Origin of the sequence: Pedobacter zeae (assembly GCF_014196715.1) — a bacterium.
GTDB lineage: Bacteria > Bacteroidota > Bacteroidia > Sphingobacteriales > Sphingobacteriaceae > Pedobacter > Pedobacter zeae.
Genome location: NZ_JACIEF010000003.1, coordinates 1,299,948 through 1,317,394 on the forward strand (window position 1 = coordinate 1,299,948; position 17,447 = coordinate 1,317,394).

The window sequence follows — 17,447 nt, forward strand, 5'->3', positions numbered from 1 at the left end:
TTTCATGTATTCTCTCACATTATTTTTCATCCTGCAATTAAATTCTCTTTTTGTAAGGGGGAATGAGATTAATCTAATTAAATTTGGAGCAGACAATACAGGGAAAATTGATGTATCACTAGTATTTCAAAATGCATTGAAATTATTATCAGGTATGAAAGGAGGAGGAACACTCCAATTACCTGAAGGAGTTTATTTATTGAAATATCCTGTTTTTGTTCCAAGTAATATAAAAATAATAGGCAAAGGAAAAAAAACAATAATAAAAGCAAATATTAGTATTTCCGAAGGTAGATGTGCGTTTGTTGTTGGAAACTCTTACGAATGGAATTCCAATGTCATTCATAATTTTAGATTGAAAGGTAAGAGAGGATGGCCGAGGAATACTGCTTTTAAGGATATTTTAATGGGTGAGGGACTTAATCTTAGGAGCGCTGATAATCGCATTCGAACAAGAAAATCTTCTATAGAAAATATAATGATTATTTTCGATTATAAAGGTTGTAAAAGTAATTGGGGAGGGTATGGAATTCAATTTAGTAACGCGGCCGATTGCTCAGCTAAAAATATATGGACAATGTATGCTTGCCAAGCCATTGGAATTGGATCTGATACCCCGCCTTCTTCTCCAGCCTGTGTTAATATTCATTGTTCAAATATTTATGTTGTGCGTCCTGACTCAATTCGTACCTATTTTGCAATTGGAATGATTGCAAATAGTAATAATTGTAGTATTACTAATTCAAAATCTTTGTATCAATGTACTGAAAACAGTAAAGATGGATCCATCGTTTCAATGAACTTCACAAAGAATTGTAGTATTCGAAATATACAAGCTAATGTTGGAAGGACGGAAACCTCAGAAGGTGTTTTTTTAAATAACTCTTATGGAGCGATTGTAGAAAATATAACTATAAATAACGCTAAAAAAGGAATTGCGATTTCCTTTACCGACTTTGATAGCTTGCTAAAGAATAGTTTGTCAAAAAATAAATTTAACTATGTTATAGTAAAGAATTCGGATGTCGCACTTCTTATATTATCAAAATTCAATATTTTTAACAATTTTATTTCTCAGAATTGTAAGTCAGATCTTGAGTTTAATACAAATGCTACTAATAATATTTTTTATGTGCAAAAAACAAATTTTCTAAGTAGATATTTCAAAAATAAGGATTGGTTTGAAAAAAATAATGAAATAAATTAATGAAAGTAGCAATAATACAGGAATGGCTTACAACTATGGGCGGTTCTGAAAAAGTAGTTCAAGCTATCGCTGATATATATCCTCAGGCTGATATTTTTACTTTGGTTGCGGACAATAAACTAGTTATGGAATTAGGGTTCGAGCACAAAAAAATTACGACTTCAATTATCCAAAAGTTGCCTTTCGGCTTAAAGAAATATAAAACCTATTTACCCCTTTTCCCATTTGCTATTGAGCAATTCGATTTAAGTGAATATGATTTGATTATATCTTCAAATCATGCCGTGTCGAAAGGTGTATTGACGACAAATGAACAGTTGCATATTACCTATTGTCATTCTCCCATCCGTTACGCATGGGATTTACATCATCAATATCTAAAAGAAGAAGGTTTAGGTTTTGGAATTAAGGGATTATTAGCAAGATACTTTTTACATCGCATTAGGATTTGGGACTTTATATCTTCTGTCAGGCCAGATTATTATGTTAGCAATTCTAATTTTATTGCCAATCGAATCAATAAGGTTTATCAGAAGAACGCTACAACAATATATCCACCAATTGAGATTGACGATTTTGTATTGGAGACAAGTAAAGATGATTACTATATTACATCTTCAAGGATGGTTCCTTACAAGAAAATTGATTTAATTGTTGAGGCATTTACGAAAATGCCTGATAGAAAATTAGTTGTAGTCGGGGATGGACCTGATTATAAGAAAATTAAAAGCAAAGCCGGTAGTAATATTACATTTGTTGGTTATCTATCATTCAAGGAATTAATTAAAAAACTGCAAAAAGCTAGAGCATTTGTATTTGCAGCGATTGAAGATTTTGGAATGTTACCCGTGGAAGCCCAAGCCTGCGGTACACCTGTAATTGCTTTGGGTAAAGGAGGAAGTTTAGAAACGGTAAAACATGGTATAACAGGTATTCTGTACCCAGAACAGACTATCGAGTCATTAATTGCCGGTGTAAAAGAATTTGAAACGTATAGTTTTGATCCTTTAACTGTTCGTACTCATGCAGAAACATTTGGGATTAAAGAATTTAAAAAGAAATTTTCAACTTTTGTTGAGGAAAAGCTGACAGAAAAAAATATACAAAAATGAATCATTTAATTTTTGGAGGTTCTGGTTTTATTGGAACCCATTTAAAAAGATATATCAACAATACCTTATCTCTGCCGGATAAGGTATTTAGTTATGATATTCGTAAAAAAGTGAGTGATGACTTTAATACCCTTGATATTAGGAAGCCTATCAGTATAAATGTCAGCAACATTGGCGATAGTATTATATACAATCTTGCAGCTGTGCACACTACACCTGGTCATCCTGATCATGAATATTTTGAGGCAAATATATATGGTGCTCAAAACGTATGCGATTTCGCTCGTAAAAACAACATTAACACTATTGTTTTTACCAGTTCTATAGCCCCTTATGGTGCCTCTGAGGAATATAAAACCGAGGAAACTTTACCTATGCCGAATACACCTTATGGTATTTCGAAATTAACTGCTGAATATATTCATAAGTTATGGCAGGCTGAGGATCCTGAAAACCGAAAACTTGTGATTGTTAGACCCGGAGTTGTTTTTGGAAAGCAGGAAGGGGGGAATTTTACTAGATTATATAATTCATTAAAAAAAGGGTTTTTCTTTTATCCGGGCAGAAAAGATACGATTAAAGCTTCTGTCTATGTAAAAGATGTGGTGCGAATATTATATGAAGCAGGGCAAAAAGAAAAACCTGGACATGTTACCTATAATTTAACTTATTTCCCTGCGCCTACCATCCAAAAAATATGTGAAACGATGGCAGAAGCTACCGGTGTAAAGCCTCCAAAAATTCTAGTTCCAGGCTGGGCTCTAAAAGCGGCTGCAGGCGGAGCTTATTTTGGAGCAAAAACTTTAGGGAAAAAAATTAGCGGTATTCATCCAGACCGGGTGAAGAAATTGATGATTTCGACTAACATTTCGGGTGAGAAACTTGATCGATCTCCATATAAATTACAATTTTCGTTAAAAGAAGCACTGGAAGATTGGTACAGGGACTGTGAAAAAACCGGACTTTATTAATATCTTAAAACATGAGTAAAAATACATATGTATTGATCATGGCCGGAGGTGTGGGCTCACGCTTTTGGCCAAAAAGCCGTAATCATTTTCCGAAACAGTTTATTGATATTTTAGGCATTGGTAAATCTTTATTACAGCTCACTTATGAGCGTTTTTTAAATATTTGTTCGAATGAGCAAATATTTATTTTAACTAACGAAACCTACGCTGATTTGGTTGTCGAACAATTACCTGCTGTATTAAAACCTAATATTCTTTTAGAACCAAGCCGTAATAATACGGCGCCTTGTATCGCTTACGCGATTTATAAAATTGGTCAACTAAATCCTGAAGCCAATATTGTGGTTGCGCCCTCCGATCATTTAATTTTGAAAGAGAAAGTATTCTTAAATAAAGTAGAGCAAGCGTTGGACTTTAGTTCGAAGCACGATGCTTTATTAACTTTAGGGATTACGCCAACCAGGCCAGACACCGGGTATGGTTATATTCAATATCAGGAATCTGATAGCAAAAGCCAAGCTGAAATAAAAAAGGTTAGTGCTTTTATGGAAAAACCCATTTTAACCAAAGCAGAAGAATATTTAAAAAGTGGAGATTATGTATGGAATGCCGGAATATTTATTTGGTCAGTAAGGTCTTTAAAGAAAGCATTTGAGCAATATGCCCCAGAAATCGCTACATTGTTTGAATCAGGCCTACCTTTTTATAACAGCCCTGATGAAATAAAATTCATTAGCCAAAATTACCCGTTAAGCCCAAATATTTCTATTGATTATGCAATCCTGGAAAAGGCAGATAATGTCTACACCATCCCAGCTGATATCGGTTGGTCTGATTTGGGTACCTGGGCCTCGTTACATGCAGTTGGAGAAAAGGACGCAGCCAATAATATGGTTAATTTAGATAAGATTAATTTGAAAGAGACTTCTAACTGTATTATTCATTTGCCTAAGGATAAAGCGGCAGTAATCAGGGGGTTGGAAAATTATATTATTGTGGATGATGGCGAGGTGCTCTTAATCTATCCAAAATCGGATGAACAGGAAATTAAGCAGGTTGCCAAAGATATGGTCGCCCAGCATGGAATAAAATACGCTTAATTGATCTGCCGTAAAACATTAAGAAGTTTACATTTACTGTAAACTTTTTTTGTATCTACTTATTTGCAAGATCCATCGACTATTTTCAAGTATATGAAGACTCTTATTATTCATGTCTTTTTTAAAGTTTATATTGTCCGATTATTAGTAGTTTTTAATTTGTTTATGATTATTTAACTTTGAATTCAGAATTTGGGCATCAATTTTGTTCATTATGGTTTCATTTAAAACAAAAACAATACATAACTGTTTAGTTTTCCCTTAAGGCCTATGCAAACACGTTACTTATTTATTCTAAAATATATTTTGCCGATAACTGACCTCATTATGGTCAATATTGTATACTTTTTTGCCTACCAGTTTACAGCCTACATGGGTAAAGCTGTGAGCTCGGAATTGCAATGGCATTACGTAGTGGTGTGTAATTTAATCTGGATAGTAAGCACTACGAGTTTTGGTTTATACAGTGAATATGGATCGCGCAGGATAGAGCGGATTTATAGGGGTACCTGGAAAAGCGTAGTTTTACATGCGGTGTTATTTTCCATTTATCTATTTTTTTCTAAACAGAATGATTTCTCGAGATCTTTTCTTGTTGTCTTTTATGGTATGCTTGCCATTTTATTTTTGGTAAACCGTTTTATTGGTACCTCATTTCAATTTTTACTTTTTAATCACTTACGTGGCGTTAAATCGGTAGCCATTATGGGTAACAATGCAACAGGTTTACAGTTAGCGAGTTATTTCGAAAAGCAGCGATATATTGAATTTCATGGTTTTATTAATGATGTAGCAGATGATTATTTAGACCGCAATGGTCAGATTTCTGATGCGGTTGGAAGACAGTTTAAAATGGCGGTTGAGAAAGGAATTAAAGATATCTATGTAACCATTGCACCAGAACGAATGGCGGATATGACGTTATTAACTGAAGAGGCCGAACGTCAATGTGTAAGATTAAAGTTTATTCCAGATATTAGTGGAGCCTTATTGTCGCCTTATACGGTAAGTTATTTAGGAAACGAATTTCCTGTTATTTCTCTTAGGTCGGAGCCTTTAGAGAAAATTCATAACCGGTTTAAAAAGAGAGTGATTGATGTGGTATTTAGCGGCCTGGTGATTCTTTTTGTATTGAGCTGGTTATACCCGATTATTGCTATTCTGATTAAAATGCAGAGTAAGGGTCCTGTTTTATTTAAACAACTACGAAGCGGACGTGATGATGAGCCATTCTGGTGTTTTAAGTTCAGAAGCATGCGCATGAATTCGGATAGTGATAAAAGGCAGGCGAGCAAAAATGATGATCGCATTACGCCTATAGGGAAGTTTTTAAGGAAATCCAGCTTAGATGAATTACCACAATTTTTTAATGTATTTATGGGGCACATGAGTGTTGTTGGCCCACGTCCGCATATGTTGAGCCATACCGAACAATATAAAGGGATAGTAGATCAGTTTATGGTTCGACATTTTTTAAAACCAGGTATTACAGGTTGGGCACAGGTAAACGGTTACCGTGGCGAAACCAAAGAAGATTACAAAATGGTAAAACGGGTAGAACACGATATCTGGTATTTAGAAAACTGGAGCGCCATGTTAGATGTAAAGATTATTTTTATGACTGTAATTAATATGGTAAAAGGTGAAGAAAATGCCTATTAGCAATAACTCATGAAAGCCCGGAAGGGCTTTTATCTTTGTAGAAATTTAATGAGTACCATTAGTTCCATAATAAATTACGTTCTTTGCACTTTGAATTAAAATTTACCAGATGAAGAAAATCTTATTCTTTTTATTTTTAGTCGTTTCCATTTATAAAGTAAAAGCCCAGGCAGTTTATCAGCCTTACTCTTATCAGTTTTATCAGAAGCTAAGTAGCGAGATTTATAATCCAAATACACGCTTTCATAGTGCTTTAAAGCCTTTCTTTATCGATGATAGCTTGCTGCGAGATAAGAATGCACTTTTAATGAATGTTGGGGCAGATTCGACGAGAAAATCATGGGCGGCCAGAAAGTTGTTTCAAGAACATTTATTTGATATTCAAAAAGAAGATTATACGGTTTACGCAGACTTTTTGCCAGATTTCCAGATCGGACGTGATTTCTCGGGAAAGAAAAATACTTATCTTAATACCCGTGGCTATCAGGTTGGAGGTACAATAGGGAAGAAATTTTCTTTTTATACCAGCGGATTTGAGAATCAGGGACGCTTTGCTGACTATTACAGGAACTATATAAATGAGCATGGCATTGTTCCTGGACAATCTTATAACCGTGTTGGAGGTAAATATGGTCAGGGTTATAATCCGGATATTAATCCTTTAACCGCAGATTGGTCATATGTAACCGCTACCGTGTCTTATACACCCATAAAATATTTGAATATTACTGCAGGATATGATAAGAATTTTGTTGGTGATGGCTATCGTTCATTGTTATTGTCTGATTACGCCTCCCCTTATCCATTCCTGAAATTAACGGGTAATTTAGGTAATGTACAATATATGGTGATGTGGGCCGCTATGCAGGATCCAAGTGCTCCGAAATTATCATATGAGGCTGGTTTTAGAAAGAAAGGTGGCGTTTTCCATTATTTAGACTGGAATGTGAATAACAGATTATCAATAGGATTCTTCGATTCCATTGTTTGGGCGCAAACAGACGATGCTGGAAATAGAAGAGGGTTTGATTGGGGCTATGCCAATCCCATTATTTTTTTAAGGCCAATTGAAGCATCAAGCGGTTCTCCAGATAATGCGCTCCTAGGATTCACTGGTAAATATAAGTTTGCAAAGGAGTTGGTTGCCTATGGGCAATTTTCTCTGGATGAGTTTCAAGCAAAAGAATTTTTCTCTTCTGAAGGTAGTTCCAGAAATAAATATGCCTGGCAGTTGGGACTAAGAGGTGCTGATGTATTTCATGTGGCCGGATTAAACTATCTAGTAGAATATAATACAGCAAAACCTTATACATTTTCATCACGTAAACCCATTATTAATTATGCCCAATATGGGGAACCTTTAGCGCACCCCATGGGCGCCAACTTTAGAGAATTGGTAGGTTTATTAAATTACTCTTACAAACGTTTCGATTTTAGCGGTGAGTTAATGTATGCAAAATATGGCTTGGATGAAGCCGGGCAGAATTATGGTAAAAATATTTTTGAGCCCTATACCGATGCCGTAAAGCCTAATGGAAATTATACTACACAGGGTATCCGGACTGATCTTTTTTATGCAGAAGGAAGAGTTGCTTACGTCATAAATCCAAAATATAATCTCCGCTTAGAATTGGGAGGTATATTAAGACGGGAAAGCAATAGCCTTGGTAAAAACAATACAGGCCTAATCACTTTCGGTTTACGCAGTTCGTTCAGGAATTTATATACTGATTTTTAAGGAAAGCCTAAAAAATTATAAAGCCTCGGTTATTTTTTATAACTGAGGCTTTTTTTATTTATCCGGTCATCCTTCCTGAGATAATAAGAGGGGCGTTCCTTTTAACGTTAAGATTTTTCGCTATGCTCAGAATGGCGAAACAATACAACAAGCATTAACCTGCCATACTATCTGTTGTTCTTTTAACGGCAACCTTTCTAACCGCTTTAATAATGGCATTTTTATCATAACCACATTCAGCCCAAAGTTCGGCCTGTTCGCCATGTTCTATAAACCGGTCTGGTATACCCAAACGGATTACATTGGCATGGTAACCATGATCGGCCATAAATTCCAATATTGCGGCGCCCATACCACCAGGTAAAGAACCGTCTTCTACCGTAATTACATGTTTATACTTAGCAAAAACTTCGTGTAATAAAGCTTCATCTAAAGGTTTGATAAAACGAAGATCGTAATGCGCCGGATAAAAACCTTCGCTGTTCAGTTCAGCACGGGCTTCAACAGCAAAATTACCTACATGCCCAATGGTTAATAAAGCAACATCTTCGCCATCGCAGATTTTACGTCCTTTGCCAATTTCCAAGGCTTTAAACGGTCTTTTCCAATCGGGCATTACCCCATTTCCACGTGGATAACGGATTACAAAGGGACCGATGTTTTCCTGTTGGGCAGTAAACATGAGGTTTCGTAGTTCTTCCTCGTTCATCGGGGAAGAAACAATCAGATTTGGGATGCAGCGCATATAAGCAATATCGTAAGCGCCATGGTGAGTTGCCCCATCGGCACCTGCCAGGCCTGCTCTGTCCAAGCAGAACACCACATTCAGTTTTTGGATGGCTACATCATGAATAACCTGATCATAAGCCCTTTGCATAAAACTCGAATAGATATTACAGAAAGGAACCATGCCCTGAGCGGCTAACCCAGCTGAGAAGGTTACAGCATGTTGTTCGGCAATCCCCACATCAAATGCACGTTTTGGCATTGCTTTCATCATGATGTTTAACGATGAACCTGATGGCATGGCAGGGGTAATCCCTACAATTTTATCATTGGCTTCGGCCAGTTCTACCATGGTATGCCCAAAAACATCCTGATATTTTGGTGGCTGTGGTTTATCCGGAACGCTTTTTTTGATTTCGCCGGTTATCTTATCGAACAAACCGGGGGCATGCCACTTCGTTTGGTCTTTTTCTGCCAGCGCAAAGCCCTTCCCTTTTACGGTAATGCAATGCAAAAGTTTAGGCCCCGGAATGGCAGATAAATCTTTTATGATTTGGGCCAAACGTTTAACATCATGGCCATCAACCGGACCGAAATACCTAAAATTTAAAGCTTCAAATAAATTACTCTGTTTAAGTAAGGTACCTTTAATGCTTTTCTCTATTTTCTTTACGTATTTATGCGCGTTAGGCCCAAGTTTAGAAAGCCCGGTAAGCACATGAGAAATATCATCTCGGAAACGGTTGTATGATTTCGAAATGGTAATGCTTGTTAAATACTCTTTCAGTGCACCTACATTCGGATCGATAGACATGCAGTTGTCATTCAGGATCACGAGTACATTGCTGTTTTCAATCCCGGCATGGTTTAATCCTTCGAAAGCTAAACCTGCAGTCATAGCGCCATCGCCTATAACCGCAACATGCTGTCTATTGGTTTCTCCTTTTAACTGCGAAGCTACAGCCATGCCCAAAGCAGCTGAAATTGAAGTAGAAGAGTGGCCCACGCCAAAAGTATCGTATTCGCTTTCTGAAATTTTAGGGAAACCGCTAATGCCGCCGTATACACGGTTGGTGTGGAATAAATCCCGGCGACCGGTTAATATTTTATGCCCGTATGCCTGGTGGCCTACATCCCATACCAACTTGTCGTAAGGGGTATTCAAAGCGTAGTGTAAGGCTACCGTTAATTCAACAACACCCAAACTGGCACCAAAATGGCCACCGTTTACACTTACGATATCAATAATATACTGTCGTAATTCCTGGCTTATTTGTTCTAAGTCAGTTTCGCTATATTGCTTTAAATCAGCAGGATAGTTGATTTTAGATAATAGGGGGCCAGCTTTTACTTGCATTCGAAATTTGTGGTAAAAAACAAGATACAAAGTAAGGTAAATTTGTTTTAATATAGAAGAGAAAAATAGTGGTTTATTACAGAGGGTTAAACGGCTGGAGTTTAAGACAAGGGGTAGTGGTTAATCTTTAGTGGGTTAGCGTTAAGCGTTAAGGTTTTAACTTACGGCAGCTGGTGATCAGCATGGAGCGTTGCGGACCGGAATTAGGCTGTAAGGACCTAAAAATTTTCACTATGTTTGTTGTTACACATGCAGTCAGAAAATTTTGAAATAAAACTTCCGGTATTTGAAGGTCCCTTCGATCTGTTGCTGTTCTTTATTGAGCGCGACGAACTTAATATACAGGATGTTGAGATTGCGAAGATTACCAACGACTTTTTGGCCTATATACACAAGCTCCTCGCTTTAAACGTAGAAGTTGCCAGCGAATTTATTTTGGTTGCTGCCACCTTGATGCGTATCAAATCCAAAATGCTCCTGCCAAGGATCGAGGTGGATGAAGCCGGAAATGAAATCAACGCAGAGCAGGACCTGATTGCCCGGCTGATTGCTTATAAACAGTTTAAATCTGCCGCAGAAGAAATGAAGGTTTTGGAAGAGGAACGCTTAAAGCAGGACCAACGGGGTAATATTGCTTTCGACCTTACACTGGCTGCCGAATCTTCCTCTCATCAGGATGAACTGTTATCGTTAGACCTGTATAAACTTTTAACCGTATATCACCGCACCATGCAGAAATATGAACTGCGTAGTGAAGAGGTTAAACATACCGTAGTGCAGTATCCCTATACGATCGAACAGCAAAAATACTTTATTGCCAACCTCCTCGATATCAATAAACAGATTGATTTTGCCCTGGTGCTTAAAAATTCAGAAAATAAAGTACATTTCGTATATAATTTCCTTGCCATTTTAGAAATGTTGCAACAACAGATCGTAGAGATCACCATCGGAAGTGGCTTTAACAACTTTAATGTGAAAGCATTATCCTGATACGGCCTAAATTAAATTTGAAATCCGTACTTTTGCCAAAAAATTACAAACCTCAATATAACAATGACACGCGACAACCAAATTTTTGAACTTATCGATAAAGAATTAAACCGCCAAGAGCATGGTTTAGAGCTTATTGCATCAGAAAACTTTGTAAGCAAGCAGGTAATGGAAGCTGCCGGATCGGTACTGACCAATAAATATGCAGAAGGCTTACCAGGAAAACGTTACTATGGCGGCTGCCAGGTAGTGGATGTGATAGAGCAGATCGCTATCGACAGGGCCAAAGAATTGTTTGGTGCGGCTTGGGTAAATGTTCAGCCACACTCTGGCGCACAGGCAAACGCAGCTGTAATGCTTGCAGTGTTGCAACCGGGCGATAAAATATTGGGTTTCGATCTTTCTCATGGCGGGCACTTAACCCATGGTTCTCCTGTTAACTTTTCAGGTAAGTTATACCAGCCTTTATTTTACGGGGTAGAAAAGGAAACCGGATTGATCGATTATAAAAAACTGGAAGAAGTTGCCTTGGCCGAAAAACCAAAATTGATTATCTGCGGTGCATCTGCTTACTCCCGCGAATGGGACTATGCATTTATCCGTTCGGTAGCAGATAAAATAGGTGCTTTGGTTTTAGCCGATATTTCTCACCCGGCCGGGTTAATTGCTAAAGGCTTGTTGGCAAACCCACTTCCTCATTGCCATATTGTAACCACTACTACCCATAAAACCTTACGTGGTCCACGTGGCGGTATGATTATGATGGGACAGGATTTTGAAAACCCATGGGGATTAAAAACACCAAAAGGCGAAATCCGGATGATGAGCAACCTGCTTGATATGGCGGTTTTTCCCGGTACACAAGGCGGTCCGTTAGAACATATTATTGCGGCAAAAGCAATTGCTTTTGGTGAGGCTTTAAGCGAGGAGTACGGAACTTACATTAAACAAGTTGCCGCTAATGCACAGGCTATGGCCAAAGCATTTGTAGCTAAAGGTTACGGCATTATTTCAGGGGGTACCGATAACCATTTGATGTTGATCGACCTTCGAAATAAAAATATAACCGGTAAAGTAGCTGAGAACGCTTTGGAAAAAGCAGAAATCACGGTGAACAAAAATATGGTGCCATTTGACGATAAATCACCGTTTGTAACCTCTGGTATCCGCGTAGGTACCGCTGCCATTACTACCCGAGGTTTAAAAGAGGCCGAAATGGAACAGATTGTTGAACTAATTGACAGGGTTTTAGCCAATCCTGAAGATGAAAATAATCTAAATACAGTGAAAGCTGAAGTGATTAAATTGGTGAGCGCATTTCCACTTTACAGTTAAGCATAGCTAATTCGATTTAGTAATTATACGTTAAAAGCAGTTACAGGAGTTGTAGCTGCTTTTTTATTTAAACAAGAAGATCTTTAGTGCTTAATGCTTTAAAACAAACGTTTGTTTTATATATTTATCCCAAATTAATAGGATAAAATTATGTGTGGAATAGTAGGCTATATTGGCTATAGAGAAGCCTGGCCGATTGTACTCAAAGGACTTAAAAGATTAGAATACCGGGGTTATGATAGTGCTGGTATAGCATTAATGAACGAAAGTGGAGAGCATATCTATAAAAAAGCGGGTAAGGTAGCGGTTTTAGAAGAGTTTGCTAAAGGTCAGGATAAGTCTGGTACCATTGGCATGGGCCATACCCGTTGGGCAACCCATGGTGTCCCTTCTGACCGCAATTCCCATCCGCATACCTCCAACAATGGTAAGCTATCAATCATACACAATGGCATTATTGAAAATTACGCCACTTTAAAAGAGGAGCTGATTAACCGCGGGCACGAATTTAAAAGTGATACCGATACGGAAGTATTGATTCATCTGGTAGAAGAAATCCAGAAAATCGAAAACATTGATCTTTTGGAAGCCGTTCGTTTGGCTTTAAGGGAAGTAATCGGCGCTTACGCAATCGTGATTATGGACAAGGGTCATCCCGACCGTTTAATCGCGGCCAGGAAAGGCAGTCCGATGGTAATTGGTGTAGGGCAGGGAGAATACTTTATTGCTTCTGATGCTACGCCAATTGTAGAATACACCAAAAATGTAATTTATTTAAATGATAATGAAATTGCATTGATCACCAAAGAAGATCTTTTGATTAAAAGATTGGATAATGTGGTACAAACTCCATTAATCCAGGAATTGCAGTTAAAGTTGGAAATGCTGGAAAAAGGTGGTTTCGATCATTTTATGCTTAAGGAAATTTATGAGCAACCACGTTCGATTAAAGATTGTATGCGTGGCCGCATTTATCCTGAAGAAGGAAAAGTACAGCTTGGGGGGATCAAAGAATTCGCAGAGAAATTAAAAAATATAGATCGTATTATCATTGTGGCCTGTGGAACATCATGGCATGCAGGCCTGGTTGGCGAATACCTGATCGAAGAATACGCCCGTATTCCTGTCGAGGTTGAATATGCTTCTGAATTCAGGTACAGAAATCCGATTATTACTGAAAAAGATGTGGTAATTGCCATTTCGCAATCGGGAGAGACGGCCGATACCATGGCGGCCATCGAGATGGCTAAAGAACGCGGGGCAACTATTTTCGGAATCTGTAATGTTGCGGGTGCTTCCATCCCGCGTTTAACTCATGCGGGCGTTTATACCCACGCCGGGCCTGAAATCGGTGTGGCTTCTACAAAAGCATTTACCGCACAGGTTACGGTTTTAACTTTAATGGCGTTTTATATGGCCCAGCAAAAAGGCACCATTACCACCTCAAAACTGACCGAACTTTTAACCGAGCTCGATAATATTCCAGAAAAGATTCAGGTTGCTTTAGAATCGAACGATCTGATTAAAGAAGTTGCAGAAAAAATCAAAGACTCTACCAACTGTTTGTTTTTAGGGAGGGGCAGCGGCTTTCCTGTAGCATTAGAAGGCGCCTTAAAACTGAAAGAGATTTCATACATCCACGCAGAGGGTTATCCGGCTGCAGAAATGAAACACGGCCCTATTGCGCTGATTGATGAAGAAATGCCTGTGGTTTTTATTGCCACACAGAATTCATCATATGAAAAAGTGATCAGCAATATCCAGGAAGTGAAAGCAAGGAAAGGTAAAGTGATTGCCATCGTGACACAAGGTGATACTGAGGTAAAGAAAATGGCCGATTACTGTATCGAAATTCCCGATGCCAATGAAGCCTTTTTGCCCCTTATAGCCACCATCCCGCTTCAGTTATTATCGTATCATATTGCAGTATTGCGTGACTGTAATGTCGATCAGCCAAGAAACCTGGCCAAATCGGTAACAGTAGAATAATTTACAACACAACAAAACAAATAGATAGAGCAGCTGCATTAATTTGTAGCTGCTTTTTTGATATAGAGGTTTTAAGAAAGTTTAGCTTCCGTGCATTACCAGCCGAGCCTTAAGCGGGCTTACCGAATGTAATTTATTCCGCGATCAATATTTGCATTCTGATAGGATTTAAGCATCTGACTTTTTCAATTAACCTGATTGTACGGATGCCGTTTTAAACTGTATATTTTTCGATTCCGATAAATTAAAATGGCAGGAGAAAAAGCGGGGCTACAAGCCAATAAGCATCACCATTAACTTTCAAAATAATCACTATTGAGCATAGAGGGATGATCAGAAAATACCTTAAAATCATGTTAAAAGTAAAGGGCCGATATTCTTTAGAAGAAATATCGACCCTTACCATCTAAATTAACGCTCTCGTATATATAAACGACAGTTTTTGCTAAATTGTTTTAGGAAAATAAAAAAAAGCGGTTATTTTTCGTAACTGCCTAAGGTTGAGGGAGAAATTCTTGTAATGCCTTTTATATCTCTATTAAGGTAACCCGTAAAATAAGGATCGTTACTTAAATCAACACCTTTTTTTCTGGCCGGACTATTCGCCGAGAGCTCAAAATTTTCCGTTTCCCTGTTGATAAAGGATGGATCGATATTCAGAATATTGCCGTTGCTGCTATAAGTAGTGTTGCCTGAACGGATTAAATTACCCCTTAAATTGAGTTGTACTGTTGCAGAAGTTTTCTTTTGGATATCCAGTTCATCGGTTAAACTGCCCCAAATGATATTATTGGTTAAATCAATTTGAAGGCCGTTATACGCGTTTGCTGATAAATAATCTGAAAAACTCAACGAGGCCGTTTTACGCGGGAAGTTTAAATTGTAACCGGCAAAGGTATTCTGTTTCAGGTTATAGTTCCCGCCTCCAACCGCATATATTAAGTAATTTCCACAATTATAGATCACGTTATTAAAAGCTAGCAGTTCAGTATGATAGCCAATATAAGCTGCCACCTGCATATTTTTAATAATGCTATTGCTCAAAATTAATTTGGGTTTGCTGTTGTGGGATAAAGAATCGGAAGTAATGCCAACAGATGCATTTTTGATGATCGCATTTTTAATTAGTCCGTATCCCGTCTGTTTTAAGAAAATTCCTTTCCATTGGCCTGGCTCATCAGCATATAGCTTTTCCAACCTATCGCTGCAAAACAATACCGGGTCGGTAACAGTTCCGTTAACCAATAAATTTCCTGCTATATTTAAACTGGCATCCTTATGGAAATAAATTTTGGTTCCGGGTTGTATGGTTAACGAACTCCCGCTGTTGATGGTTAACGATCCATTGATAATATAAGGTAAAGCATTTGTCCAGCTGGTATTGGTGTTAATTGTTGATTCATTAATAAACACCGCATTTTGCCCGTAAGCCAAAAGCCGAATCACCTGTTTATTCCCATTTGTGTTTAATATGATAGAATCTTGAACCAGGAAGGGCAGATCGGTTGAATTTGGATTGATCGAAACTTTGACAAAAAGATTGATAGAATCTTGACCATTTATGATCAGGTCATTTTTGTTCAGTGTTTGCTCCCCATTAATATTTATGCTAAACGCCGAAGTATTACCGCCAGATAATCTGATTTCGGATACTTTAACCGCATCATTATTTCGATTAACAATCTTTATTCTTTTAGTTGTTGAGCCTATGGACGTAAAAATGGTGTCAAACAATATCTCTTGATTAGAAATGTTTAGCCTGGCGTTTGGGTCTGTGGTAATGTGCTCTCCCTTCCGGCAAGCTGAAGCAATGAATAACGCCAGAAGTACTAAACCAATATTTAAACGCATAAATCAAACTTAGAAAAATGTTTGGCTACTCGCAACAGCTCTTAAACGGCATAAGCGTATTTATTCTGCAAAGGCAAGAGCCGCAACGCTCACTTTTGCTGCCCCAACAGCCAGGAGTGCATTGGCGCAGGCCTCGAGTGTTGCGCCGGTAGTAATCACATCATCAACCAATAAAAGATGTTTGCCACTTATGTTTTCGGTAGAGTTTACCTGAAAAACATCTTTCATATTTTGATATCGGTTATACCGGCTCTTTTTGGTCTGGCTTTCGGTAACCTTATTCCGGGCTAAAATCTCTTCGCTAAATTCGATTTTCATTTCCTGTGCTATACCTTCTGCAATAAAAGTACACTGGTTGTAACCTCTACGCTTATATTTTTTGCGATGCAGGGGAACCGGGATAATTAAATCGGCATTCTGGTAAGTGGTGTTGGTTTTTAACCTTTCTCCAAGCATATTCCCCAAGGCCAAACCAACATCAGTTCTGCCGTTATATTTTAAGTTATGGATTAAGTTCTGAACCTTTGCTCCTTTTCTAAAATACAACATGGCCATGGCGGCATTTAAGGGTACCCTTCCCCACAATTGTTTTGCAACCCTGTTTTCTGCATGTTGGTGATAATCTGTAAAAGGCAGGTCGTACAGGCATTTTGTACAGATAACGTGTTCGCCCTGGAATAATGTTATACCACAGGCATTGCAAAGGTTTGGGAATAGCAAACCAACTAAATCATTACACCATTGTTTAACCTGTAGCATATTACTAATATATAAAAAATTGTGGGATATGGTATCGTGCAGGGAATACTTTATAGTATATACTTTACTTATATTATTATTTTTCAGTAAAGCAGTTTAGCGCCAGGATCTAATTGATTTTCCCGCTTTTCATTACAATTGCCTACCCGTAGAGGCGCGGGGGCTAGGTGGGCTGGCATGAGGAAAACCCCGTCAGGTTTCGAAAACCTGACGGGGTTGAAGGGGGGGGCAAACAGCCTGAAGCCTCAATTGTTTTACATCAGGCAATATTATTTTCTGCTGTAAACCATAGGTTTACGGGATTTTGCGCAATATTTGCTGAATTTGCTTTGCAGGGTTTATAATTTTTTCTACCTTTGCAACCCGCTTCGGAAGGAAGGGGTTTTGGGTAAAACCATTATATTGAAATTGCAGGGTGAGGAAAAAAGAGTGGCTGAAAAAATAAAAAAATATTTTATTTGGAAGTTTAAAAAAGTTGCTTACCTTTGCACTCCCAACCGAGAGGAAGGGATAAAAAAACCTGAAGGGCGGAGGCCTGGAGGGGTAAAAAAGAGATGGAGATGAGCTGAAAACAAGGGGAAGAAAAACGACCCTTTGATTAAGGTGAATTAAAATATAAAGATCGGCCGCGAGGTTTACCAGATCGA

12 protein-coding genes are annotated in these 17,447 nt (G+C 38.1%); 9 read left to right on the top strand and 3 right to left on the bottom strand.

Annotated elements, in window-relative coordinates; all coding sequences use genetic code 11:
* Positions 1 to 4: 4 nt before the first annotated feature.
* The 6 genes from GGQ60_RS18650 (at position 5) to GGQ60_RS18675 (ending at position 7,790) form a co-directional block, all read left to right on the top strand.
* Positions 5 to 1,207 carry a glycosyl hydrolase family 28-related protein gene (locus tag GGQ60_RS18650; protein WP_183767155.1) on the top strand — a complete coding sequence of 401 codons (1,203 nt, stop codon included), beginning with the start codon at positions 5 to 7 and terminating at the stop codon, positions 1,205 to 1,207.
* Positions 1,207 to 2,319 carry a glycosyltransferase gene (locus tag GGQ60_RS18655; protein WP_183767157.1) on the top strand — a complete coding sequence of 371 codons (1,113 nt, stop codon included), beginning with the start codon at positions 1,207 to 1,209 and terminating at the stop codon, positions 2,317 to 2,319. The genes GGQ60_RS18650 and GGQ60_RS18655 overlap by 1 nt, the downstream gene beginning before the upstream one ends.
* On the top strand, positions 2,316 to 3,290 hold the full coding sequence (locus tag GGQ60_RS18660) for an NAD-dependent epimerase/dehydratase family protein (protein WP_183767158.1): 975 nt from the start codon (positions 2,316 to 2,318) through the stop codon (positions 3,288 to 3,290). Before GGQ60_RS18655 ends, GGQ60_RS18660 begins: the two co-directional genes overlap by 4 nt.
* A gap of 11 nt (positions 3,291 to 3,301) precedes the next feature.
* Positions 3,302 to 4,390: a mannose-1-phosphate guanylyltransferase gene (locus GGQ60_RS18665; protein ID WP_183767159.1), complete on the top strand. Its 1,089-nt coding sequence runs from the start codon at positions 3,302 to 3,304 to the stop codon at positions 4,388 to 4,390.
* A gap of 327 nt (positions 4,391 to 4,717) precedes the next feature.
* Positions 4,718 to 6,052 carry an undecaprenyl-phosphate glucose phosphotransferase gene (locus GGQ60_RS18670; protein WP_229685156.1) on the top strand — a complete coding sequence of 445 codons (1,335 nt, stop codon included), beginning with the start codon at positions 4,718 to 4,720 and terminating at the stop codon, positions 6,050 to 6,052.
* A gap of 109 nt (positions 6,053 to 6,161) precedes the next feature.
* On the top strand, positions 6,162 to 7,790 hold the full coding sequence (locus GGQ60_RS18675; RefSeq protein ID WP_183767161.1) for a gliding motility protein RemB: 1,629 nt from the start codon (positions 6,162 to 6,164) through the stop codon (positions 7,788 to 7,790).
* Positions 7,791 to 7,944: 154 nt separating this feature from the next.
* On the opposite strand, the gene dxs is transcribed toward GGQ60_RS18675, so the two are convergent.
* On the bottom strand, positions 7,945 to 9,873 hold the full coding sequence (gene dxs / locus GGQ60_RS18680) for a 1-deoxy-D-xylulose-5-phosphate synthase (protein WP_183767162.1): 1,929 nt from the start codon (positions 9,871 to 9,873) through the stop codon (positions 7,945 to 7,947).
* A gap of 249 nt (positions 9,874 to 10,122) precedes the next feature.
* Between dxs and GGQ60_RS18685 the strand changes: the two genes are divergently transcribed.
* The 3 genes from GGQ60_RS18685 to glmS all read left to right on the top strand — a co-directional run bounded on the left by GGQ60_RS18685 (position 10,123) and on the right by glmS (position 14,190).
* Positions 10,123 to 10,866: a segregation and condensation protein A gene (locus tag GGQ60_RS18685; RefSeq protein WP_183767163.1), complete on the top strand. Its 744-nt coding sequence runs from the start codon at positions 10,123 to 10,125 to the stop codon at positions 10,864 to 10,866.
* A gap of 63 nt (positions 10,867 to 10,929) precedes the next feature.
* The gene (gene glyA / locus GGQ60_RS18690) at positions 10,930 to 12,201 is read left to right on the top strand and encodes a serine hydroxymethyltransferase (protein ID WP_183767164.1); all 1,272 of its coding nucleotides are present in this window, start codon (positions 10,930 to 10,932) and stop codon (positions 12,199 to 12,201) included.
* Positions 12,202 to 12,351: 150 nt separating this feature from the next.
* The gene (gene glmS / locus GGQ60_RS18695; protein ID WP_183767166.1) at positions 12,352 to 14,190 is read left to right on the top strand and encodes a glutamine--fructose-6-phosphate transaminase (isomerizing); all 1,839 of its coding nucleotides are present in this window, start codon (positions 12,352 to 12,354) and stop codon (positions 14,188 to 14,190) included.
* 477 nt (positions 14,191 to 14,667) lie between these two features.
* Here glmS and GGQ60_RS18700 read toward each other — a convergent pair whose 3' ends face one another.
* Together GGQ60_RS18700 and GGQ60_RS18705 are read right to left on the bottom strand one after the other, a co-directional pair.
* Positions 14,668 to 16,041 carry a beta-helix domain-containing protein gene (locus tag GGQ60_RS18700; protein ID WP_183767168.1) on the bottom strand — a complete coding sequence of 458 codons (1,374 nt, stop codon included), beginning with the start codon at positions 16,039 to 16,041 and terminating at the stop codon, positions 14,668 to 14,670.
* Positions 16,042 to 16,101: 60 nt separating this feature from the next.
* Complete coding sequence (locus GGQ60_RS18705; RefSeq protein ID WP_183767170.1) at positions 16,102 to 16,800, bottom strand: ComF family protein; 699 nt, start codon at positions 16,798 to 16,800, stop codon at positions 16,102 to 16,104.
* Between the last annotated feature and the right edge of the window lie 647 nt (positions 16,801 to 17,447).